Here is a 22,879-nt window from a genome sequence, read left to right on the forward strand (position 1 = left end):
GCCCGACCGGAGCCGCTAGCGCACGGCGCTGGCGGCCTGAGGGGCCTGGGCCGCCTGCGCCACCGGCGGCGCGGCCGGGGCCTCCGCCGGGGGCCGGGTCTTCCAGCGCCGGTGCATCCAGACCCACTCGGCCGGCCGCTCCCGGATGGCCCGCTCCAGGATGGCGGTGCAGTCCGCCGTGATGCCCACCGAGGCCGCCTCGCGGTCGGCGGCGGCCTCGTCGTACCGGACCCGCTCGATGCGCAGCTCGTGGCCGTCCCCCGGGCGCGGACCGCGGCGGCGGCTCCAGACCACGGCCACCGGCGCCTTGAAGCGCAGGGCCAGGTCGCCGGCGGCGCGCGGCGTGAAGGCCGGCTGGCCGAAGAAGGGCACGAACACGCCCTGCACCCGGGTGTCCTGGTCGATGAGCAGCCCGAGCAGCTTGCCCTGCTTGAGGCAGCGGATCATGGCGCGCGCGGTGCCCGGCGCGTCGCGCAGCAGGATCTCGATGTTGGCGGCGGCGCGGTAGCGGCCGAGCAGCGCGTCCACCTTCTGGTCCGAGCCCGCCTTGGCGATGGAGGCGCAGGGGATCCCGGTGGCCGCCAGCCGCTGGGCCAGGAGCTCCCAGTGGCCGATGTGCCCCGAGACCATCACCAGCCCCTTGCCCTCCGCCATCAGCTCGCGGAGCAGCGCCTCGGCGCCCGGGGCGAAGGAGACGTAGCCCTCCAGCCGCGCCACGTAGCTGGGGGCGGTGACGATCTCGGCGGCCAGCCAGGCCAGGTGCACCAGGCAGGCCCGGCCGATGGCCTCGCGCTCGGCGGGCGGCAGCTCCGGGAAGGCCTCGGCGAGGTGCTCGAGGATGAGCCGGCGCGTCCCCCCGGCCACCGGCCAGGCGACCCGCCCCACCAGCGTGGCGAAGGCCAGGCCGGCCCGGAGGGGCACCAGCGCCAGCGCCCGGATCAGCCCCCGCAGGAGCAGCGAGCGCAGGCCGCGGCGCAGCCGCTTGTGGAGTGGGATGGACAGGTGGTCAGGCTAGCACGGCGAATGGGACGGCCCACACCCACCTACAGGCGATGCGGCCCGCGCGCGCCGCCCTCGTCGCCGGCGCTGGCGGCGAAGTCGAGGCGCCTGGCCTCGTGGCGCCCGCCGGCGCGCGCGCGCCCCTCGGAGCAGAAGGTGGCGAAGAGCTTCCCGTCCACCGAGACCCGCCAGCGAAGCCGCTCGAGCCGCTCGATGGAGACCAGGTGCTTGCCGACCATGACCGTCGTCACCGAGGGGCGCATCATCATGATCTAACGCGGACCCCCTCCCGGGGCTCGCTCCCGCGCCGGAATCGGCGACCCGGCGCCGGGAGCGCCCCCGAAGCCGTCAGCTCCGACCGCAGTAGGTGCGCGCGCAGGTCCCCTCCAGGCAGGTGGCGCCCGGGCCACACTGCATCCAGGACTGCCCGCCAGGGGTGTCGTCGCAGACGGCGCCCACCGCCTTGAAGGCGCGGCAGGTGCCTGGCAGCGCGATGGCCGGCTGGATGGACATGCCACCGGTGGACTCGCACCAGCCGTCCAGGCACTGGGCGTACTCACCGTTCGTCATGGCGCCGCAGGCCCCGCCCACGCCACTCCACCGGGCGCAGCGCGAGGAGGTGTCGCACCAGAGCCCCGCGACGCACTCATAGGCGCCCTGCAGGCAGGCGGCCCCGACCACGCGCTCCGGCTGGCAGGTGCCGTCGACGCAGTCGTGCCCGACGGCGCAGGCGCCGTCGGACCCGCAGGCGCCGGAGGTCCGGCGCGCCGCGCAGACCCACACCGCGGCGTCATCGTCGCAGAAGAGCCCGCCGCCGCACCGGACCGGCCCGGTACCGCAGGACTCGCCGAGCCCCACCTCCTCCTGCGGGGTGGGGGGCACGCAGGTGCTGCCGTTGCAGTACAGGGGATCCTGGCACCGGCCGCTCGCGGAGCAGTCCTCGCCCTGGCCCAGGTAGTCCTGGCAGGTGCCGGGCAGGTTGCAGGCGGTGAAGTCGCAGAAGCCGCCGATGCACTCCACGTCGAGCCAGGAGGTGCAGGCGCCGCCCTGAGCCACCCTGGGGACGATGGCGTCCTGGCAGGAGTCCGGCGGCCCCTCGGTGCGATCGAACACGGCGCAGTCGAGCGCCTGGAAGTCGTCGAGGCAGGGCTGCGCCGCGGCCCGGTCGTAGGTGAAGCCGCCGGCCGCCTCGGCCGCCTCCAGGGCGCCGCAGTCCAGCATGAAGGCCAGCTCCGAGGCGTAGGCCGGCCCGTCGATCGGGCCGCAGGCGGCCGCCTTGTCGGCCCAGGCGGTGGAGAGCGCCTGGCAGAACTCGGCGGTGTCCGCCAGACTCCCCTTGCTGCTGCTCGAGCAGGCCGAGAAGGCCAGCGCGCACGCGAGCGCCAGCGCTGCGTTGCGAAGGTAGGTCATTGGGTCCCCCTGCGGTGGGCGCGCAGCGTGGCGCCGCGCGTCACCGTCACGATACGCCCACCCGCCGGTGCGCCGGGCGCCACGGCGGGCCCCGTCGAAGGGGCGTGCGCCTCGGCGCAGGCAGTGCCGCGACCATCGGCCACACCTCGGGCTGGTGGGCGGCGCGTCGGCCCTCAGCGCTCAGGGGCCATAGGCGCGCAGGAAGGCGCGCACGGCGTCCCGCACCGTGGCCCGGACCACCTCCGTCGAGGGGCTCGGCCGGAGGCCCAGCCGCGCCCGGAGCACCAACGTGCCCTGGCAGAGCCCGACGAACTGCACCGCGGCGGCGTGGGGGTCAGCGAGCCGCAGCGCGCCCAGCGCCTCCCACCGGCGCAGCCAGGCCGCGATGGCCTGGTACACCACCGCCGGGCCGCGCTCGAAGAAGGCCTCGCCCAGCTCCGGGAAGCGCTCGGTCTCCGCCACGGTGTGGCGGTAGAGCGAGAGGAACGCCGGGGAGATGAGCGTCCGCACCACCTGCTCCCCGACCCGGCGGAGGGCCACCGCGGGGTCGCCCCCGGCCTGGCCGAGCGAGCGGCGCAGCGCCTCGCGGAGCGCGTCCGCCTCCTCGGAGAAGCAGGCCAGGAAGAGCGCCTGCTTGTCCTCGAAGTGGTTGTAGACCGTGGCCTTGCCGACCCCGGCCCGGGTCGCCACCAGGTCCACGCTGGTCCGCTCGTACCCGAGCTCACCGAAGGCCAGGCGGGCCCCGGCCAGGATCTGGCGGCGCTTCACGGTGGAGAGCTCGGTCCGGCGGGCCGGCAGGGCCATGGCCAGCTAGACTGTACGGTTCAGTCTTGACGGTCAACCCAGCGCTCGATAGGGCTCTCACCCCGACATGACCACCCGCCCACCCCGCGCCGCCCCCCCTCCCGTCGCCACGCTGGCGCTGCTCGCCGCCTCGACCCTGGCCGCCTGCGGCGGGCCGGTCGCCGGGTCCGCGCCGGCCGGCCCGGTGGAGGTGGGCGTGGTCACCCTCGCCCCCACCTCGGTGACCCTCACCCGGGAGCTGCCGGGGCGCACCTCCGCCTTCCGGGTGGCCGAGATCCGGGCCCGGGTCAGCGGGATCGTGCTGAAGCGCCGCTTCACGGAGGGCAGCGACGTGCAGGAGGGGCAGCGGCTCTTCCTCATCGACCCCGCCCCGTACCAGGCCGCCCTGGAGGGGGCCCGGGCCGCGCTGGCGCGCGCCGAGGCCACCCAGGCCAACGCCTCCCTGGTGGCGCAGCGCTTCGGCGACCTGGTGAAGGACGACGCGGTGAGCCGCCAGGAGAACGACACCGCCCAGGCGGCCCTCAAGTCCGCCGACGCCGACGTGGCGGCGGCGCGCGCCGCCGAGCAGCTGGCCCGGCTCAACCTGGGGTACACCTCGGTGACGGCGCCGGTGGCCGGCCGCATCGGCCGCTCGGCGGTGACCGAGGGGGCCTACGTGCAGGCCTCGCAGGCCACGCTGCTGGCCACCGTGCAGCAGCTCGACCCGGTCTACGTCGACCTGCCGCAGTCCGCCACCGAGGTCCTCAAGCTCCGCCGGGACCTGGCGGCCGGCACGCTGGAGGGGGCCGGCCGGAGCGGCGCCACGGTCCGGCTGGTCACCGACGACGGCCGCGAGTACGCCCACCCCGGGGTGCTGCAGTTCGCCGACGTCACCGTGGACCCGGGCACCGGCTCCGTCACGCTGCGGGCGCTCTTCCCCAACCCCACCGGCGAGCTCCTGCCGGGCCTGTTCGTGCGCGCGCGGCTGGAGGAGGCGGTGGATCCCAAGGCGCTGCTGGTGCCGCAGGTGGCGGTCACCCGCGACCAGAAGGGGCTGCCGACGGCGCTGGTGGTCACCACCGAGGGGAAGGTGGAGCGCCGCCAGCTGGTCACCGACCGCGCCGTGGGCGACGCCTGGCTGGTGACCGCCGGGGTCAAGGCGGGCGATCAGGTCATCGTCGAGGGGCTGCAGAAGGTCAGGCCGGGCGCGCTGGTGACCCCGGTGCCGGCCGCCGCCGGCAGGTAGGCCGCGCCACCCCACCCGCCCGCCTGCCCAGGAGCCACCGTGGCCCAGTTCTTCATCGACCGACCGATCTTCGCCTGGGTCATCGGCATCCTGGTGATGCTGGCCGGCGGCCTGGCCGTCACCACCCTGCCGGTCTCGCAGTACCCGGCCATCGCGCCGCCCACCATCAGCGTCTACGCCACCTACCCGGGCGCCTCGGCCCGGACGCTCGAGGACACCGTCACCCAGGTGATCGAGCAGCGCATGAACGGCCTGGACCACCTGCGCTACATGGGGTCCTCGTCCGACTCGGCCGGCAACGCCCAGGTGACCCTCACCTTCGAGGCCGGCACCGACCCGGACGTCGCGCAGGTGCAGGTGCAGAACAAGCTGTCGCTGGCCATGCCGCAGCTGCCGCAGGAGGTGCAGCGCCAGGGGGTGCGCGTCGCCAAGTCGGTCTCCAACTTCCTCCTGATCATCGGCCTGGTCTCCGAGGACGGCTCGATGAGCCGCAACGACATCTCCGACTACGCCTTCGCCTCGCTGACCGACCAGATCAGCCGGGTCTCCGGGGTCGGCGAGGTGACCACCTTCGGCGCGCCCTACGCCATGCGGCTCTGGCTCGACCCGTCCCGGCTGGCCAGGTACCGCCTCACCCCGCTCGACGTCTCCGCCGCGGTGCTGGCGCAGAACGCCCAGGTGTCGGCGGGGAACCTGGGCGGCCTGCCGGCGGTGGAGGGGCAGCGGCTCACCGCCACCATCACCGTCCAGACCCGCCTGCAGACCCCGGAGCAGTTCCGCGCCATCCTGCTCCGGGTCGGCGCCGACGGGTCGCGGGTGATGCTCGGCGACGTGGCCCGGGTGGAGCTGGCCGGCGAGACCTCCGAGATCGAGACCTACATCAACGGGCGCCCCTCCGGCGGCATCGGGGTGCGGCTGGCGGCCGGCGCCAACGCGCTGCAGACCGCCGCGGCGGTGAAGGCGCGGGTCGACGAGCTGGCCCGCTACTTCCCCCCGGGGCTGAAGGCGGTCTACCCGGTCGACACCACGCCCTTCGTGCGGCTCTCCATCGAGGAGGTGCTGAAGACGCTGCTCGAGGCCATCGTCCTGGTGTTCCTGGTGATGTACCTCTTCCTCCAGAACTTCAGGGCCACCCTCATCCCCACCATCGCCGTGCCGGTGGTGCTGCTCGGCACCTTCGGCGTCCTCTCGGCCTTCGGCTTCGGCATCAACACCCTCACCATGTTCGGCCTGGTGCTGGCCATCGGCCTGCTGGTGGACGACGCCATCGTGGTGGTGGAGAACGTCGAGCGGGTCATGAGCGAGGAGGGGCTGCCGCCCCGCTCCGCCACCCGCAAGTCGATGTCCCAGATCACCGGAGCCCTGGTGGGCATCGCGCTGGTGCTCTCCGCGGTCTTCGTCCCCATGGCCTTCTTCGGCGGCTCGGTGGGCGTCATCTACCGCCAGTTCTCCATCACCATCGTCTCCTCGATGGCGCTCTCGGTGCTGGTGGCGCTGACCCTCACCCCGGCCCTCTGCGCCACCCTCCTGAAGCCGGTGGAGAAGGGGCACGGCCTCGCCAGGCAGGGCGTCTTCGGCTGGTTCAACCGGACCTACGATCGCGGCGCCACCCAGTACCAGGGGGTGGTGGGCTTCCTGCTGAAGCGGCGGGTGCGCTCCCTGGCCGCCTACCTGGTGCTGGTGGCCCTGCTGGCCGGGCTCTTCAGCCGCCTGCCGACCGGGTTCCTGCCGCAGGAGGACCAGGGGCTCATCTACGTGCAGGCCATCCTGCCGCCGGGCAGCACCATGGAGCAGTCCAGGAAGGTGCTGGCCCGCATCTCCGAGCACCTGCTCACCGAGGAGAAGGAGGCCATCGAGTCGGTGCTGGCCATCGCCGGCTTCAACTTCGGCTCGCGCGGGCAGAACGCCGCGGTGGCCTGGGTGCGGCTCAAGCCCTGGGACCAGCGGACCGACCCCCGGCTGCGGGCCGACAGCGTCACCGCCCGCGTCCAGAAGGCCATGGCGGGCCTCAAGGGGGCCAACGTCTTCGCCTTCGCCCCGCCGGCCGTCACCGAGCTCGGCAACGCCAACGGCTTCGAGCTGCAGCTGCAGGACCGCGCCAACCTCGGCCACGACGCGCTCATGGGGGCGCGCAACGCCCTCCTCGACCTGGCCCGCAAGGACCCGCGCCTGGCCAAGGTGCGCCCGGGCGGCCTGGAGGACACCCCCCAGTTCAACGTCGACGTGGACCAGGAGAAGGCCATCGCCCAGGGGGTCCCGCTGGCCGAGGTGAACCAGATCCTGGCCTCCACCTGGGGCGCCGCCTACCTCAACGACTTCATGGACAAGGGGCGCACCAAGCGCGTCTACATGCAGGCCGACGCGCCGTACCGCATGAACCCGGAGGACCTGGGCCGCTGGTACGTCCGGAACCGGGCCGGCGAGATGGTGCCGCTCTCGGCCTTCGCGAGCGGCCGGTGGTCCTTCGGGCCCCCGAAGCTGGAGCGCTTCAACGGCGTCTCCGCGGTGGCCATCCAGGGCGAGCCCGCGGCGGGCCGCAGCTCGGGCGAGGCCATGGCGGCGCTGGAGGGGATCGTGGGGCAGCTCCCGCCCGGCGTCGGCTTCGAGTGGTCCGGCCTCTCCTACGAGGAGCGGCTCTCCGGCGCCGGCGCCCCGCTGCTCTACGCCATCTCGCTGCTGGTGGTCTTCCTCTGCCTGGCGGCGCTCTACGAGAGCTGGTCGATCCCGGTCTCGGTCATGCTGGTGGTGCCGCTCGGCGTGCTCGGCGCGGTGCTGGCGATGCTGCTGCGCGGCCTCACCAACGACGTCTTCTTCCAGGTGGGCCTGCTCACCACCGTGGGGCTCTCGGCCAAGAACGCCATCCTCATCGTGGAGTTCGCCAAGGAGCTGCAGGAGCGCGGAAGGGGCGTGGTCGAGGCCGCGCTGGAGGCCGCCCGGCTGCGCCTGCGCCCCATCCTCATGACGTCGCTGGCCTTCGTGCTGGGCGTGCTCCCGCTGGCCATCGCCCGCGGCGCCGGCGCCGGCGGCCAGGTGGCCATCGGCACCGCGGTGATCGGCGGGATGATCTCGGCCACCGTGCTGGCCATCCTCTTCGTGCCCCTCTTCTTCGTGCTGGTGGCCCGACCCTCGGCGCCACCGGGAGAGGAGCGGCACGAGCCGAACGACCCGGACGCCGACGCCCGGGCCGAGGAGGCCGAGCTGGGTCGGCGGCAGGCGATGGGCTCGGCGCACGGAGGGGGCCATGTCTAGGGCCCGCCGCGCCGGCGCCGCGCTGGCGGCGCTGCTGGCCACCGGCTGCGCGCTGGCCCCGGCCTACCAGCGCCCGACCGCGCCGGTGCCCGCGGCCTTCCCCGACGGCCTGGCCCCCCCTGCGGCGACCCCGGCCCCCCGCGCGGCGGAGGAGCTGGGCTGGCGGGAGGTCTTCGGCGACGCCCGCCTCCAGGCCCTGATCGCGCAGGCGCTCGGCCAGAACCGCGACCTGCGGGTGGCCTCCCTCAACGTGGAGGTGGTGCGGGCCCAGTACCGCATCCAGCGCGGGGCGGGCTGGCCGCAGGTGGGCGCCAGCGCCGGCGGCACCATCCAGCGCAACCCGGGCGACCTGCTCGGCGCCGAGCGGGCCGTCACCTCCGAGGCCTGGGGGGTCGGCGTGGGGATCACCTCCTTCGAGCTGGACCTCTTCGGGCGGGTGCGCAGCCTCTCCCGGGCCGCCCTGGAGCAGTTCCTGGCCACCGAGGAGGCCCGCCGAAGCGCCCACCTCTCGCTGGTGGCGGCGGTGGCCACCCAGTACCTGGCCGGGCTGGCGGCCGACGACCAGCTCGCCCTGGCCCACCAGACGCTGGGAGCGACCGAGGCCTCGCTGTCGCTGGTCCGCGCCCTGGCCGCCGCCGGCCGCCTCAGCGAGCTGGACCTCCGCTCCTCCGAGGCCCAGGTGGAGACCTCCCGCTTCAACCTGGCCGCGGCCACCCTGCAGCGCGCCCGCGCCGCCAGCGCCCTCGCCCTCCTCCTCGGCGGCCCGCAGCCGGAGGGGCTGCCGCCCCCGCTCCCGCTCGACGCCGAGCACCTGGTGGCCGAGCTGCCGGCCGGGGTGCCCTCGGAGGTGCTGGCCCGCCGGCCCGACGTCCTGGCCGCCGAGCACGCCCTGGTGGCCGCCAACGCCCTCGTCGGCGCGGCGCGCGCCGCCTTCTTCCCGAGCATCTCGCTGACCGGCTCCGGTGGGACCGCCAGCGCCAGCCTGGACGGCCTCTTCGGCGCCGGCTCGGGGACCTGGAGCTTCGCGCCCCGCATCACCGTGCCGCTCTTCACCGGCGGCGCCCTGCGCGCCGGCCTCGACGCCGCCGAGCTGCGCACGTCCGTGGAGGTGGCACGGTACGAGCGGGCCCTGCAGGGCGCCTTCCGGGAGGTGGCGGACGCGCTGGAGGCCCGCGCCAGCCTGGACGCGCAGCTGCGGGCGCTGGAGGCCCGGGTGGCCGCGGAGGCCCGGCGCCACCAGCTCTCCGAGCGTCGCTACCAGGCCGGCGTGGACAGCTCGCTCACCCTGCTCACCGCCCAGCGCGACCTCTTCTCCGCCAGGCAGCTCCTCATCCAGACCCGCCTGGCCCGCCTCACCAACCTGGTGGACCTCTACAAGGCGCTGGGTGGCGGGTGGCGGGAGGGCGGCCGGTGAGCCTCCCACCCCCCCGGCGGCAGTCCGCCCCCCTCCGCGCGTAGGATGGGCAGAGGCCGCGGCCGTCGCCGCGGCGAGGAGTCACCGTGGAAGAGCCCACCGGCCGCACGACCGGGCTGACCAACAAGACCCCGTGGTCCCTGGCGGCCCTGGTGGTGGCCGTGATCGGCTGCGGCCTGGCCTGGTGGTCGCTGACGCGCGCCCCCGCGCCGCCCCCGGCCGCGGTGGTGGCCGCGCCGGAGCCGGCCCCGCCCCAGGCCGCGCCGGCCGGCCCCGCGCCGGCCGCCGCCCCGACCACGCCCGGCGAGACCACCCGGTCGCTCCTCGAGGCCGTCTCGGCCAGCGGGGAGTACCGCTCCTGGCTGGCCCGGGGCGACGTCCTCAACCGCTGGGCGCTGGTCGCCGACAACCTGGCCGAGGGGGTGTCGCCGCGGCGGGCGCTCCCGTTCCTGGCGCCGGCGCAGCCCTTCACCGTGGCCCAGCGCGGCGAGCGCACCGTCATCGCCCCCGAGGCCTACCGGCGCTACGACCGCGTGGCCGACGCGGTGGCCTCGGTGGACCCGCAGGCCCTGGCCGCCGCCTACCGGGCCCTGCACCCGGTGCTGGAGGCGGCCTGGCGCGTGCTGGGCGACCCGCAGGGCTCGCTCGACGCGGTGGCGGCGCGGGCGCTGGCCCGGCTGGCCGCCGCCCCGGTGGTGGAGGGCGAGGTGGGGCTGGAGGCGGCCGGACCGGTCCTCTACCTCTTCACCGACCCGGCGCTGGAGGCGCTGGGCGGCGTGGAGAAGCACCTCGTGCGCATGGGGCCGCGCAACGCCCGCCTGGTGAAGCAGCAGGCGGCGGCGCTGCAGCGGGCCCTGGGGCTGCCGGCCCCGCCGGCGCGCTGAGGCCGGGCGGCGGCGCCTCGCCGGACCTCGGCCGGGCCGGCTGGCGGCGGCGCCTCAGGCGCCCTGGGCGCCCGGCCCGAGCACCACCCGCACCTGGTGGTGCCCGCCGTCCTCGACCAGCGGGATGGCGTGCGGGTCCACCGGCGCCCCGTCCAGCTCCGCCGAGGCCACCCCGCGGCAGCGGCCGGTCGGGTTGGACACGTGGATCTCGAAGCGGGTCCGGCCGACGCGCCAGCTGATGCCGTAGCCGGGCCAGGCGGCCGGGATGCACGGGTCCACCTCGAAGGTGGCGCCGTGGCGTCGCAGGCCGAGCAGGCTCTCCAGCCCGGCGCGGTACATCCAGCCGGCCGAGCCGGTGTACCAGGTCCAGCCGGCGCGCCCGGCGTGGTCCGGGTGGGCGTGGACGTCGCCGGCCAGCACGTAGGGCTCGCCCCGGTAGCGGGCCACGTCAGGCCCCGAGCGCGTGTGGTTGATGGGGTTGAGCATGTGGAAGAGCTCGGCGGCCTCGTCGCCGCTGCCCAGCCTGGCCAGCGCCATGACGATCCAGGCGGCGGCGTGGGTGTACTGGCCGCCGTTCTCCCGCACGCCGGGCGGGTAGCCGCGGATGTAGCCCGGGTCCTGGGCCGAGCGGTCGAAGGGCGGCGCCAGCAGGAGCACGATGCGGGCCCCGCGCCGCAGCAGGTGGGTGCGCACCGCGTCCATGGCCCGGTCGGCGTGGCGCGCCGGGGCCGCCCCGGAGAGCACCGCCCAGGCCTGGGAGACCGAGTCGATGCGGCACTCGTCGTTCTGGGACGAGCCCAGCGGCGAGCCGTCGTCGTAGAAGCCGCGCAGGTACCACTCGCCGTCCCAGGCCCGCCCCAGCGCCATGGCCAGGCGCCCGGCCTCGGCCCGGTAGCGCTCGGCCCGCGCCCGGTCGCCCCGCGCCGCGCAGGTGACGGCGAAGTCCTGCAGCGTGGCGTGCAGGAAGAAGCCGAGCCAGGTGCTCTCGCCGCGCCCCTCGCGCCCCACCCGGTTCATCCCGTCGTTCCAGTCGCCGCTCCCCATGAGCGGGAGCCCGTGGGCCCCGGCCGTGGTGCCGCGCTCGAGGGCGCGGGTGCAGTGCTCGAAGAGGGTGCCCGGCTCGCCGGAGGGGTGCGGCGCGCCGTAGGTCTCCTGCTCGCCCGGCGCCAGCGGCGGCGCCGCCAGGTACGGCACCAGCTCCTCCAGCACCGCGGCGTCCCCGGTGGTCTTCACGTAGTGCGCCACCACGTAGGGCAGCCAGAGCAGGTCGTCGCTGCAGCGGGTGCGGGTGCCCTTGCCGCCCGGCGGGTGCCACCAGTGCAGCACGTCGCCCTCCTGGAACTGGTGGGCCGCCGCCGTGAGCAGGTGCGCCCGGGCCAGGTCGGGGCGGGCCAGGAGCAGCGCCATCACGTCCTGCAGCTGGTCGCGGAAGCCGAAGGCGCCGCCCGGCTGGTAGTAGCCGGTGCGGGCCCAGAGCCGGCAGCCCAGGTCCTGGTAGAGGAGCCAGCGGTTCATCAGCAGGTCGAAGGAGTCGTCGGGGGTGTGGACCTGCACCGCCTCCAGGGCCTCGTCCCAGCCGCGGGTCACCCGCTCCAGCGCGGCCCGGGCCGCCGCCACCGTCCCGTGGCGGGCCACCAGCTCGAGGGCGTGGGCCTCGTCCATGCCCTCCCCGAGCAGCAGGACCAGCGTGGCGGTCTCACCCGGGGCCAGGACCAGCGTGACCTGGAGCCCGGCGCAGGGGTCGAGCCCCGGGCCGAAGCGGCCGGAGAGCGCCGGCTGGCGCAGCGCCGCCGGCGCGGCCAGGGAGCCGTTGCGCCCCAGGAAGGAGGCCCGGTCGCCGGTGGCCGAGGCCGGGCGCTGGCTGGCGGCGCTGAAGGCCACCCGCCCGGCGAAGTCGCGGCTCCAGCTGTTGGTCGCCAGCAGGGCGCCGCTGGCCTCGTCCTGCCGCGTCACCACGTGCAGGTGCTGGCCCTCCTGCGGCGGCCCCAGCACCCACTCCACGTAGCCGAGGACGCTGAGCCGCCGGGCCACCGGCCCCTCGTTGGTCAGCGACAGCAGCGAGAACTTCACCGGGTCCGCCGCGTCCACGAAGACCGACAGCTCCAGCCGGAAGCCGCCGGCGGCGTGGGCGAAGCGGGTCACCCCGGCGGCGTGGCGCACCAGCCAGCGGCCGCTGGCCGCGGTGCGGGGCAGCGGCCCGGGCGTGGGGGACCAGGCCTCGCCGCTGTCGTCGTCGCGGACGAGGATGGCCTCGGCGGACGGGTCGGTGACCGGGTCGTTGGCGAAGGGCGTGAGCCGGTTCTCGCGGCTGTTCTCCGACCAGGTGAAGGCCGAGCCGGAGGCCGTCACGACCGTGCCGAAGCCGGGGTTGGCCAGCACGTTGGACCAGGGGGCCGGGGTCTCCTCGGCGCCCTCCAGCACGATGGCGTACTCGCGCCCGCGCTCGGCGAAGCCGCCCAGCCCGTTGGCCAGGGCCAGGGGCGGCGTCACCACCGCGGCGGACTGGGCCGGCCAGGGGCCCGACGCGGGCGTGAGGGGCAGCTCCGGCGCGGCCACCTCGGCCCAGGCCGGGACCGGCCGGTCCAGCTGCTGGGCCAGCCCGCCCCGATCGTCGCCCAGGATGGCCCGCGCCACCGTGGCCAGCAGCAGGTGCTCGGCCTCCGGCATGCGGTCGCGCCGCAGCAGGTAGACGCCGCCCGGCCGGTGCTTCCAGGCCCGCCACGGGCCGTCGTCGAGCAGCCCGGCCAGCCCGGCGTGCACCTCGTCGAGGTAGCTGACCGGGTGCTCGTTCAGGACCACCACGTCGGCCCGCAGCCCCTTGAGGCGCCAGTACTCCTGCGCCTGCAGGGCCTGGCGCACCAGGGCCAGCCCGTCCGAGGCGGCCACCCGCACCAGCAGGATGGGCAGGTCGCCCGAGATGCCGTGCGGCCAGAGCCCGTCCTGGCCCAGGGTGTTGCGGGCCAGGAGCTCCGGCGAGGCCCGCAGCGAGGCGTCGCCGCGCAGCACGCGCGAGGCCAGCCGCTCGAAGAGCAGCGCCTCCTCGCTGGAGATGCCCAGGTGGCGCAGCGTGCTGCGGGCGTGGGCCGAGGCCAGGGCGAAGGTCCGGGCGGTGGCGCTCGGGTCGCGGTAGCGCTGCGCCAGCGCCAGGGCCGTCTCCCGGCTGGAGGTCATGCCGGTGGCGAAGGCCATGCGGGCCACGCCGCCGGGGGCCAGGCGGAGGCGCTGCCGCAGGGCCACGATGGGGTCGAGCAGCACGCCGGTGGTGCCGCTGAGCGGCCGCCCGTCGAGCGCCTGCGGATCGCGCGGGCTGCGACCGCGGCCCAGGAAGCGGGCCCGGTCGGTCTCCCACTCCACCGGCCCCTGGGTGCGCCCCTCCTGGCTGAGCACGTGCACCGCCCAGGCCGGCGCGTCGTCCGGCGCGCGTGGCCGGCGGTGGCAGAGCAGCGCCGCGCAGTCCGGCAGGTACTCCGACTCGACGAACAGCTTGCCGAAGGCCGGGTGGGCCAGGTCGTCGGCCGGTGAGGCCAGCACCACCTCGGCGTAGCTGGTGACCTCCAGCTCGCGGACGCGGCCGCTGTGGTTGGTCACCACCAGGCGGCGCACCTCGACGTCGTCCTCGGGTGACACCGCCACGTCGAGCTGCGTCCCCAGCTCGTCCTCGCGCCGGTGGAAGGTGGCCTTCTCGACGGCGAAGGTGACCAGGTCGTCCTCGCCCTCGCAGCCGGTGGGGTGGTGGGTGGCCGACCAGACCCGACCGCTCCGCACGTCGCGCAGGTAGAGGAACTGGCTGCCGGGGTCGCAGGTGGGGTCCAGGCGGGAGCGGGTGACGGCGCGCCCGCGGCAGAAGCTGGCGCCGCCGCCGGCGTTGGTCACCACGGCCGTGTAGTGGCCGTTGGAGAGGAACTGGGCGTGTGGGTAGGCGGTGTGCGGCGAGCGGAAGCGGCGCACCGCCACGGCCGCCACCGGGGCGGCCACCGGCGCGTCGTCGTCCGGGCGGGGTCGGGCGAAGGGGGCGTGGCGCGGGGCGCGCTCCTGCAGCAGCAGCTCGGTGGCCCGCACCCGCGGGTCGGCGTGGAAGCGCGCCACCATGCGGTTCCCCTGCAGCGCGTTGGCGATGGCCGTCAGGGTCATCCCCTGGTGGTGGGCCAGGTAGGAGCGCACCACCACGCCCCGCGGCGCCGGGACGTCGCCGGCGCCGCCGCCGGGCTCGTCGGCGCGCCGCCGGGTGTAGTCGATGGCGTCGAAGTAGCCGTGGGCCCCCTCCAGCCCCTCGGCCGCCAGGCGGCGCAGGTTGGCCACCGCCCGGGCCGGATCCACCATCACCGCCAGCGCCGAGGCGTAGGGCGCCACCACCAGCTCGTCGCCCAGCCCGCGCTTGAGCCCCAGCCCCGGCACCCCGAAGGCCTTGTACTGGTGGTTCTCCTGCCGGTCGACCAGGTCGTAGGCCGACTCGGAGATGCCCCAGGGCACGCCCCGATCCGCGGCGTAGTCCTGCTGGCGGCGCACCGCCGCCCGGCAGGACTCGTCGAGCAGCGTGCCCGGGTAGCTGCGCATCAGCAGCATGGGCATGAGGTACTCGAACATGGTGCCGCTCCAGGACAGCAGCGTCGGCACCCCGTGCACCCCGGTGACGATCCGGCCCAGGCGGAACCAGTGCAGCTCGGGCAGGTCGCCCTTGGCGATGGCCAGGAAGCTGGCCAGCCGCGCCTCGGAGGCCAGCAGGTCGTAGTCGGCGTCGTCGAGGCCGCCCGGCCCCTCGGCGTCGGCGGCGCGATACCCGATGGCCAGCAGGCGCCGGCGCGGGTCGTAGAGGAACCTGAAGCTCATCTCGGCCGCGAAGGCCGCGGCGCGCGCCGCCAGCCCCTCCAGGCGCGCCGCGGGGACCGGCGGCCCGTCGTCCGGCGCCGGCCCGGCCCGGGCCAGCTCCTGCAGCCCCTCCGCCAGGGTGACCAGCGCGCCGGCCAGGTTGCCGCTGTCCACCGTGGAGACGTAGCGGGGCAGCAGCGGCGCCAGGCTCTGGGTGTCGTACCAGTTGAAGAGGTGGCCCTCGATCCGCTCCAGCCCCTCGATGGTGGTGAGCGTCGCGTCGACCCGCTCGGCCAGGTCGACGGCGCGGATGAAGCCCAGGTCGTGGGCCGCCAGCGCCGAGAGCAGCCCCATGCCCACGTTGGTGGGCGAGGTGCGGTGCGCCACCTTGGGCCCGGGCACCTCCTGGAAGTTGTCGACCGGCAGCCCGTGGTCCTCCGGCCCCATGTAGATCTCGAACCAGCCCCAGGTCTTCCGGGCCAGCTCCAGGAGGAAGGCGCGGTCGGCCGGGGCCAGCTCGCGCCGCGGGGCCGACCGGCTCAGGGCGCGGGCCAGGAAGGGCGCGCCGATCCAGAGGGCCAGCACCGGCGCCGCCACCAGCAGCGCCCCGGGCCGGACCAGCGCCACCAGCAGCAGCCCGAGGAGCCCGGTGGCCGGGCTGGCCGCCATCTCCCGCAGGTACGGGCGCACCCCGGCGCCGGCCGCCTGCCCCTCGCCGCGGGCCGCGCTGGCCGCGGCGGTCTCCCACTCGAGGAGGCGCCGCTGGGTGAACCCCAGGCGGACCAGGGTCACCAGCAGGGCGTGCGTCATCCCGTAGGCCTGCTGGGCCAGGAAGGTGAGCTGGAGCGAGATGCGCGCCAGGCCGCCCAGGGCGTCCTCGCGGACCCCGCGCAGGAAGGCGCGCCACGGCTGGTGCGCCGCCGGGCCGGAGGCCACCGCGAAGGCCAGCGGGAAGAGCGGGAAGGCGGTGGCGGCCAGCACCACCGCCGTCCAGAGCGCCGGGCTCCCCGGCAGCACCGTCCAGGCGGCCAGCAGCAGCGTCAGGGTGGCGGGCGCCAGCTGGCTGCGGCGCAGGTTGTCGAGGATCTTCCAGCGCGAGATGAGCGTCAGGCGGTTGCGCTTCAGGCCGCGGGGCGTCGGCACCCAGGGGAAGAGCCAGGCCAGGATCTGCCAGTCGCCGCGGGCCCAGCGGTGCTGCCGGCGGGCGTGGGCCAGCACGCTGGAGGGGTAGTCGTCCACCACCTCCACGTCGGTGACCAGGGCGGCGCGGGCGTGCAGCCCCTCGAAGAGATCGTGCGACAGCAGGGCGTTCTCGGGCACCCGGCCGGCCAGCGCGGCGGCGAAGGCGTCCACGTCGTACAGCCCCTTGCCGGTGAAGGTCCCCTCCCCGAACAGGTCCTGGTAGGTGTCGGAGACCGCGGTGGTGTACGGGTCGACCGTGGTCTGGCCAGCCGAGATGCGGGCGAAGCGCGAGCCGGCGGCGCTGGCGGTGGCCACGCTGACCCGCGGCTGCAGGATGCCGTAGCCCTCGGTGACGCGCCCGCAGTCCGGATCGAAGCGGGGGCGGTTGAGCGGGTGGGTGATGATGCCCACCAGCTTGCGGGCGGCGTCGCGCGGCAGGCGGGTGTCGGTGTCGAGCGTGATGACGTAGCGGACCGTCGGCAGCACCTGCAGGGCCCCGACCTGCAGGGTGAAGCTGGTGTCGGTGGCGCCGCGCAGCAGCCGGTTCAGCTCCTCCAGCTTGCCGCGCTTGCGCTCCCAGCCCATCCAGACGCCCTCCCCCTGGTTCCACTGCCGCACCCGGTGGAGCAGGAAGAACCGGTCGCCGCGCCCCTCGCCGAGGCGCAGGTTGAGCGCCTCCACGCCGTCGCGGGCCGCCGTCAGGATGGCGGCGTCGTCGGACCGCTCCTGGGTGGCGGCGTCGGTGAAGTCGCCCAGGATGGCGAAGTGGATGTTGGGATCGAGGTTGCCGAGCGCCAGCACCTCGAGGTGCTCGAGCAGGGCCGTCACGCCGGCCGGGCAGGTGAGGAGGGTGGGCACCACCACCAGGGTGCGGGCGTCCTCGGGGACGCCGCCGGCCAGCTCCAGGCGCGGCAGCCGGCGCGGCGGGGCGGCCCAGGCGGCCAGCCGCTGGATCGCGCTGGTGGCCAGCTCGCTGGCGGGCAGGAGGAGCAGCAGGGCGGTGGCCACCTGGAGCGGGAGCGAGCCGCCCAGGAGGCGGGCGGCGGCCACCCCGCCGGCCACCAGCCCGGCGGTGGAGATCGCCAGGGCGCCCAGGTAGAGGAGGGAGGCGTTGGCGAAGGCCAGCCGGCGCAGCGCCCCCAGTGGCCCCGGGCGCCAGGCCACGTCGGTCTCGAGGCCGCGCCGCCCCTTGCCGATGAGGTGGTGGCCCACGTGGGCGGCCCGCGCCGCCGGCCCCTCGGCCTCGGCGGCCTGGCGGGCGCTCTCCACGGCGCGCAGGGCCACCCGCACCTGGGCCTCGCCGCTGGGCTCGGCCAGCTCCTCGACCGCCTGGCGATAGCGATCCCGGCTGAGGAACTCCATGCGGGCGTGCACGCCGGCCGGGTCGCGCTGCAGGACCCGCTCCACCAGGCTGACCGCCTCGACGAACTGCGGCCAGTCCAGGTCGGAGCAGAGGCGCAGGCTGGTGATGGCGTTGGCCATCGAGACCTGGGCGGCGGCCTGCCGCTGGTGCTCGCCGCGGATGGCCTCCTCGGCCGTCAGGCCAGCCCTGGCCAGGTGGTCGTCGAGATCGCGGCGCACCATCGAGAGGCGCGGGCCGTACTCGCGGACCCGCTGCAGCAGCTGCACCAGGTGGGCGGCGTGCAGCGTGCGGGGCAGCGGCGGCGGGGCGCTGGTGCCGGCCGCGTCGATGCGCGCCACGTAGGCGTCGGCGGCCCGCCGCGCCGCGCTGGCCTCCAGGGTCTCCTCGGCCAGCCGCCGCAGGTTCTCCACCAGGGCCAGCTTGAGCATGCTGGGCCAGGCCCACAGCTCGCCGATGGTCAGGGTGGCCACGGTCTGGAAGCCGTCCAGGAAGCGCACCAGCTGGTGCCGGTCGAGGCGGCTGTCGCCGTAGCGGATCAGCTCCACCGCCAGCGCGTAGATGCGGGCGTTGCCGGCCAGCTCGCGCGCCGCCAGCTTGGGCAGCTCGCGGTAGTAGCCGCGCGGCAGGTTCTGCCGCACCACCCGGATCTCCGAGTCCACCAGGTGGTAGTTGTCGAGGAGCCACTCGGCCGCCGGCGTGATGAAGGTGCCGCGGTGCACGTCGGCGGCCAGGGCGCGGTAGGCGCGGCGCAGCAGGCGGGCGTTGTCCTCGAAGCGCGGGAAGACGCTGCGGGCGAAGCGGCGGGACGGGTCCACGGTGAAGCGGGCCGCCAGCGAGCGGGCCCGCTCCTCCAGCCGCTCGATGCTGAGCAGCTCGTCGCGGAACGGCTCGGCGCGCGGGGTGGCGCGCCGCCCGGCGCCGAAGGGCCAGGAGAGGAAGGTGAGCACCCGTGGACCTCCCGTGGCGACCAGGGCCTCGCGCCCCGCGCCGGCGACGGGGCACGACGCTGCCCGCCGCGCGCCGGCTGGGCGCGGGTGCTCGTCGAGGCTCGAAGGGGTGGCGCGGTGCTTCCGCCGTGTCGCTCACGGCGGCGTGGAGGGCCGGCGGTGCTCACCGGTCACCGTGGTATGGCGCCGCGAACGTCCGGGCGCTCGGGGACCGGGCCCGGAAGGATGGGCTGTGGCGGAGCGGCCCGCGTCATCCCGCCGCACCCCGTGGCCATGGCGCTCGACAGGCCGGATCCCACATGGGCATCTTTCCGGCGGGGGGCCTCCATGCCGACGACACACCTGCCACGGGATCCGGTCGCCGCGGGGGCCCACCTGCTGGCCGAGACGCCCGGCGACGCCGCCGCCACCCGGGACCAGCTGCTCTCGGCCCTGCAGGCCGAGCGGGCCGCGCACGCCCGCACCCGCGAGGCGATGGCGCGCAGCGAGGCCGCCGCCGGCCGCTTCGTGCCCCGCCAGCTGCTGGCCCTGCTGGGCGCCGAGCGGCTGGGCGACCTGGCGCTGGGCGACGCCGTGGAGCGCAAGCTCACCATCCTCTTCTCCGACATCCGCGGCTTCACCGCGCTGTGCGAGGGCATGAGCCCGCGCGACACCTTCCGCTTCCTCAACTCCTTCCTGGGCGTGATGGAGCCGGTGGTGACGCGCCACCACGGCTTCGTGGACAAGTACATCGGCGACGCCGTGATGGCCCTCTTCCCCGGCGGCGCCGACGACGCGGTGGCCGCCGGCGTGGGGATGCTGGAGGCGCTGGAGGACTTCAACGCCTCGCGCGGCCGGGAGGGGCGCCCGCGCATCGGCATGGGCGTCGGCCTGAACCACGGCATGGTGACCCTGGGCACGGTGGGCGGGGCCGGGCGCATCGAGGGCACGGTGGTGAGCGACGCCGTCAACCTGGCCTCCCGGCTGGAGGGGCTGACCAAGCGGTACGGCGCCCCGCTGCTGGTCTCGGAGGCGGCCCTCTACGCGCTGGACGGGGCGGCCGAGCGCACCGTGCGCTTCCTCGACCGCATCCGGGTCAAGGGCAAGCGGCAGCCGCAGTCGGTCTACGAGGTCTTCGAGGCCGACCCGCCGGCGCGGCGGGCCGCCAAGCTGGCCACGCTGCCCTGGTTCGAGGAGGCGGTGGCCTGCTACCACCTGCGCGAGGTGGGCGTGGCCGAGCCGCTGCTGCGGCGCTGCCTGGAGGCGGCGCCCGACGACGCGGCCGCGGCGCTCTACCTGGCGCGCTGCCGCGAGTACCTGGCCAGCGGGAAGCACGAGGGGACCGGGGAGCTGGACGGCACCCTGCCCTGGCGCGACGAGTTCACCCTGGGGCTCGACCCGGTGGACGGGCAGCACCACGAGCTGCTCGACGCCATGAACCGGCTCACCCCGCTGCTGCACGCCGGCGACGGCAGCGGCGCGGAGGCCACCCTGGCCTTCCTGGCGAGCTACGTGCGCGACCACTTCGGCACCGAGGAGGCCCTCATGGGCCAGCACGGCTACCCCTTCACGGCCGAGCACGTGCGGGAGCACCAGAACTTCATCGCCTTCCTGAGGCGGCTGGCCGGCCAGGTCACCGCCGGCCGGCCGCGGCTCCACCTGGTCTTCCAGATCCAGATCTTCCTGCTCGACTGGTTCGCCAACCACTCCACCGGCACGGACCGCCACCTGGCGCGCTGGCTGCGGGCGCAGGAGGCCGACCCGGCCTGGTAGCGGCGCCTGTGGCCTCCAGGTGCGCTAGCATGGCGCCTCCCGACGGAGGACCACGTGAGCTCCTGGAACTGCCGCCACGAGCTGAACGGCATCTGCAAGAAGGTGGCGCTCGCCTACTGCCGGCCGGGCATGAAGGGCTGCGTCCTGGTTGGGAAGGTGACCTTCCAGGACGGCGTCATCCCGAACCCGGTCTGGCCGCCGAAGGCGGACGGCTCGCCCGGCGGCCCCGCCCGGGAGGACGACCAGGAGCGCTGAACCGGGGCCCGCCGTCCCGAAGCTGCGCCGGCCGGCTCCGTGGAGCGCGAAGCGGCGTCCCCGTCCCCCCGGCGCGGCGCGGCGTCGGGGGATCCCGACAGCCGGTTGCGCAACCCCCTGGAATCAGGTGGGCGCCGGGTTGGCAAGGCAGGTGCACTTGGGAGGAGTCAGGTGGCAGCGCGACGCGGCCCCACACCTCAACCTGAACTGGAGAACGCCATGACGACCACGAACTCGAAGCCCCAGAACAAGACCTTCGCCCTCGTCGGCGCCGGCATCGGCCTGGCGGCCTTCCTGGCCCTGGCCCTCCTGCCCTCCATCCTCTACGGCGGCTACGCCGGCCTGCTCCTCGCCGGCGGCATCGTCGGCACCCCGGTCCAGGCCACCTTCCTGGTCCGCGCCCTCATCGTCTTCGGCATGGTCCTCGGCGTCACCGGCATCGCCTCCCCTCTTCGCCGTCATGGCGCCGTCGCCGGCGCCGCCGTCGGCGCGCTGACCAAGGCGGTCACCCCGGCCGAGAAGGCCGTGGCGGCCTCCAAGGTCTAGGCCGCACCGCCGCACCGCGGCCGCCCTTCCGCGGCTGCCACCTGGAACGCCCCGGCGACCGCCCTGGTCACCGGGGCGTTCGCGTCTTCCGGGCCTGCCCCTCCAGCCCATCCGGGCCGTGGCCGACCACGGACCGCGGGGCGACCCTGTCGGCATGACCCCTCACGACGTCGTCGTCGTCGGCGCCGGCCACAACGGCCTCGTCACCGCCGCCTACCTGGCCCGCGCCGGGCTGCGGGTCCTGGTGCTGGAGGCGCGCGACCGGGTGGGCGGCGCCTGCACCACCGAGGAGCCCTGGCCCGGGTACCGGGTCTCCACCGCCGCCTACGTGGTCAGCCTGTTCCGCCCCGAGATCGTGCGCGACCTCGACCTCGGGCGCCACGGCTACGCGCTCCTGCCCCGCAGCCCCTCCTCCTTCACGCCCTTCCCCGACGGCCGCTCCCTGCTCATGGGGCCGGACGCGGCGCAGACCCGCCGCGAGGTGGCCAAGTTCTCGGCGCGCGACGCCGAGCGCCTCCCCGAGTACGAGGCCATGCTGCTGCGCATCGCCGCCGCCATCGAGCCGACGCTGCTCGAGACGCCGCCCGACCCGTTCTCGCGCCGGCTCTCCGACCTGTGGCGGCTCGGGCGCATGGGGCTGCGCTTCCTGCGCCTGGGGGCCGACGGGCCGCGCGCCCTGGAGGTCCTGACCGGCCCGGCCCGCGCCATCCTGGACCGCTGGTTCGAGTCGGACGAGCTCAAGGCCACCCTGGCCACCGACGCCATCATCGGCGCCTTCGCCTCGCCCTCCACGCCCGGCACGGCCTACGTGCTGTTCCACCACGTCATGGGCGAGTGCAACGGGGCGCGGGGCGTCTGGGGCTACGTGCGGGGCGGCATGGGGTCGCTCTCCGAGGCGCTGGCCGCGGCGGCGCGGGAGCGCGGCGCCGAGATCCGCTGCGGGGCGCGGGTGGCCCGGGTACTGGTGCGGGGCGGGCGGGCGGCGGGCGTGGTCCTGGCCGACGGCACCGAGGTGCCGGCCCGGCGGGTGGTCTCCAACGCCGACGCCACGGTGACCCTGCTCGGCCTGCTGGGCGCCGAGCACCTGCCCGCCGGCGTGGCCGAGGCGGTGGGGGCCATCGACTACTCGAGCGCCTCCCTCAAGATCAACCTGGCGCTCTCCCGCCTGCCCGACTTCACCGCCCTGCCCGGCGCGCCCGGGCCGCAGCACCGCGGCACCATCCACCTCTGCCCCGGCCTGGAGTACATGGAGCGCGCCTTCGACGACGCCCGGGCCGGCCGCCCCTCGCAGGAGCCCATCGTGGAGGCCACCATCCCGTCGGTGGTGGACCCCAGCGTGGCGCCGCCGGGCCGGCACCTCATGTCGATGTTCGTCCAGTACGCCCCCTACCGGCTGGCCGAGGGGAGCTGGGACGACCTGAAGGAGCCGTTCGCCGACCGCTGCGTGGCCCTGCTGGACCGGTACGCCCCCGGCTTCGCGGCCTCGGTGCTGCACCGCGAGGTGCTCTCGCCCCTCGACCTGGAGCGCCGCTTCGGCCTCACCGGCGGCAACATCTTCCAGGGCGCCATGCCGCTCTCACAGCTCTTCTCCATGCGCCCGCTGGCCGGGTACGCCGACTACCGGACGCCGCTGCCCGGCCTCTACCTGTGCGGCGCGGCCACCCACCCGGGCGGCGGCGTCATGGGCGCCTGCGGCCACAACGCGGCGCGGGAGCTCCTCCGCGACCTGCGGCGCGGACGCTGAGTGGGCGCGGCGCGGACGCGGAGTAGGCGCTGCGCGGATGCTGAGTGGGCGCGGCGCGGACGCGGAGCAGGCGCTGCGCGGACGCTGCGTGGGCGCGGCGCGGACGCGGAGTAGGCGCTGCGCGGAGGGATCGCGCCGGGATCCGCACGCCGCTCCCTGGCCTCGGTGTGCGCCTGGACCCCACGCACCGTCACCCGGCGCCAAGCCTCCCACACCGCCCACCTCTCCCCATCCCGCCGCCGCGTGACGGAGCGTCACAGGACGGGCGGTCGGAATTCACCTGGGGTAGACTGCGACCC

13 protein-coding genes are annotated in these 22,879 nt (G+C 75.7%); 8 read left to right on the forward strand and 5 right to left on the reverse strand.

Translation table 11 applies throughout. From position 1 onward, the window contains the following. Positions 1-15 precede the first annotated feature (15 nt). The 4 genes from IPO09_21995 to IPO09_22010 all read right to left on the reverse strand — a co-directional run bounded on the left by IPO09_21995 (position 16) and on the right by IPO09_22010 (position 3,213). Positions 16-921 (reverse strand): lipid A biosynthesis acyltransferase, encoded by a 906-nt coding sequence (locus tag IPO09_21995; protein ID MBK9519944.1) that lies wholly within the window; start codon positions 919-921, stop codon positions 16-18. A 122-nt stretch (positions 922-1,043) separates the two neighbouring features. Then, positions 1,044-1,250 carry a hypothetical protein gene (locus IPO09_22000; GenBank protein ID MBK9519945.1) on the reverse strand — a complete coding sequence of 69 codons (207 nt, stop codon included), beginning with the start codon at positions 1,248-1,250 and terminating at the stop codon, positions 1,044-1,046. Positions 1,251-1,347: 97 nt separating this feature from the next. Beyond that, positions 1,348-2,409 carry a hypothetical protein gene (locus IPO09_22005; GenBank protein MBK9519946.1) on the reverse strand — a complete coding sequence of 354 codons (1,062 nt, stop codon included), beginning with the start codon at positions 2,407-2,409 and terminating at the stop codon, positions 1,348-1,350. 180 nt (positions 2,410-2,589) lie between these two features. After that, positions 2,590-3,213, reverse strand: coding sequence for a TetR/AcrR family transcriptional regulator (locus IPO09_22010; protein MBK9519947.1), 624 nt, complete (start codon positions 3,211-3,213; stop codon positions 2,590-2,592). A 67-nt stretch (positions 3,214-3,280) separates the two neighbouring features. Between IPO09_22010 and IPO09_22015 the strand changes: the two genes are divergently transcribed. The 4 genes from IPO09_22015 to IPO09_22030 all read left to right on the forward strand — a co-directional run bounded on the left by IPO09_22015 (position 3,281) and on the right by IPO09_22030 (position 9,985). Then, positions 3,281-4,438, forward strand: coding sequence for an efflux RND transporter periplasmic adaptor subunit (locus IPO09_22015; protein ID MBK9519948.1), 1,158 nt, complete (start codon positions 3,281-3,283; stop codon positions 4,436-4,438). A 39-nt stretch (positions 4,439-4,477) separates the two neighbouring features. Further along, on the forward strand, positions 4,478-7,687 hold the full coding sequence (locus tag IPO09_22020) for an efflux RND transporter permease subunit (protein ID MBK9519949.1): 3,210 nt from the start codon (positions 4,478-4,480) through the stop codon (positions 7,685-7,687). Further along, positions 7,680-9,101, forward strand: a complete 1,422-nt coding sequence (locus tag IPO09_22025) for an efflux transporter outer membrane subunit (GenBank protein ID MBK9519950.1) — start codon at positions 7,680-7,682, stop codon at positions 9,099-9,101. Before IPO09_22020 ends, IPO09_22025 begins: the two co-directional genes overlap by 8 nt. A gap of 116 nt (positions 9,102-9,217) precedes the next feature. Beyond that, a complete protein-coding gene (locus IPO09_22030; protein MBK9519951.1) occupies positions 9,218-9,985 on the forward strand; it encodes a DUF3014 domain-containing protein in 768 nt (255 codons plus the stop codon). Positions 9,986-10,039: 54 nt separating this feature from the next. Here the strand turns inward: IPO09_22030 and IPO09_22035 are convergent, their stop codons facing one another. Further along, on the reverse strand, positions 10,040-18,283 hold the full coding sequence (locus IPO09_22035; GenBank protein MBK9519952.1) for a carbohydrate-binding protein: 8,244 nt from the start codon (positions 18,281-18,283) through the stop codon (positions 10,040-10,042). A gap of 327 nt (positions 18,284-18,610) precedes the next feature. Here IPO09_22035 and IPO09_22040 point away from each other — a divergent pair, with 327 nt between their 5' ends. The 4 genes from IPO09_22040 to IPO09_22055 all read left to right on the forward strand — a co-directional run bounded on the left by IPO09_22040 (position 18,611) and on the right by IPO09_22055 (position 22,580). Then, positions 18,611-20,035 carry a bacteriohemerythrin gene (locus tag IPO09_22040; GenBank protein MBK9519953.1) on the forward strand — a complete coding sequence of 475 codons (1,425 nt, stop codon included), beginning with the start codon at positions 18,611-18,613 and terminating at the stop codon, positions 20,033-20,035. 54 nt (positions 20,036-20,089) lie between these two features. Next, positions 20,090-20,290: a hypothetical protein gene (locus IPO09_22045; GenBank protein ID MBK9519954.1), complete on the forward strand. Its 201-nt coding sequence runs from the start codon at positions 20,090-20,092 to the stop codon at positions 20,288-20,290. Positions 20,291-20,509: 219 nt separating this feature from the next. Further along, positions 20,510-20,836, forward strand: a complete 327-nt coding sequence (locus IPO09_22050; GenBank protein MBK9519955.1) for a hypothetical protein — start codon at positions 20,510-20,512, stop codon at positions 20,834-20,836. Between the two features lie 154 nt (positions 20,837-20,990). Next, a complete protein-coding gene (locus IPO09_22055; protein MBK9519956.1) occupies positions 20,991-22,580 on the forward strand; it encodes an NAD(P)/FAD-dependent oxidoreductase in 1,590 nt (529 codons plus the stop codon). Positions 22,581-22,879: the final 299 nt, after the last annotated feature.

Origin of the sequence: Anaeromyxobacter sp. (genome assembly GCA_016718565.1) — a bacterium.
Taxonomy (GTDB): domain Bacteria; phylum Myxococcota; class Myxococcia; order Myxococcales; family Anaeromyxobacteraceae; genus JADKCZ01.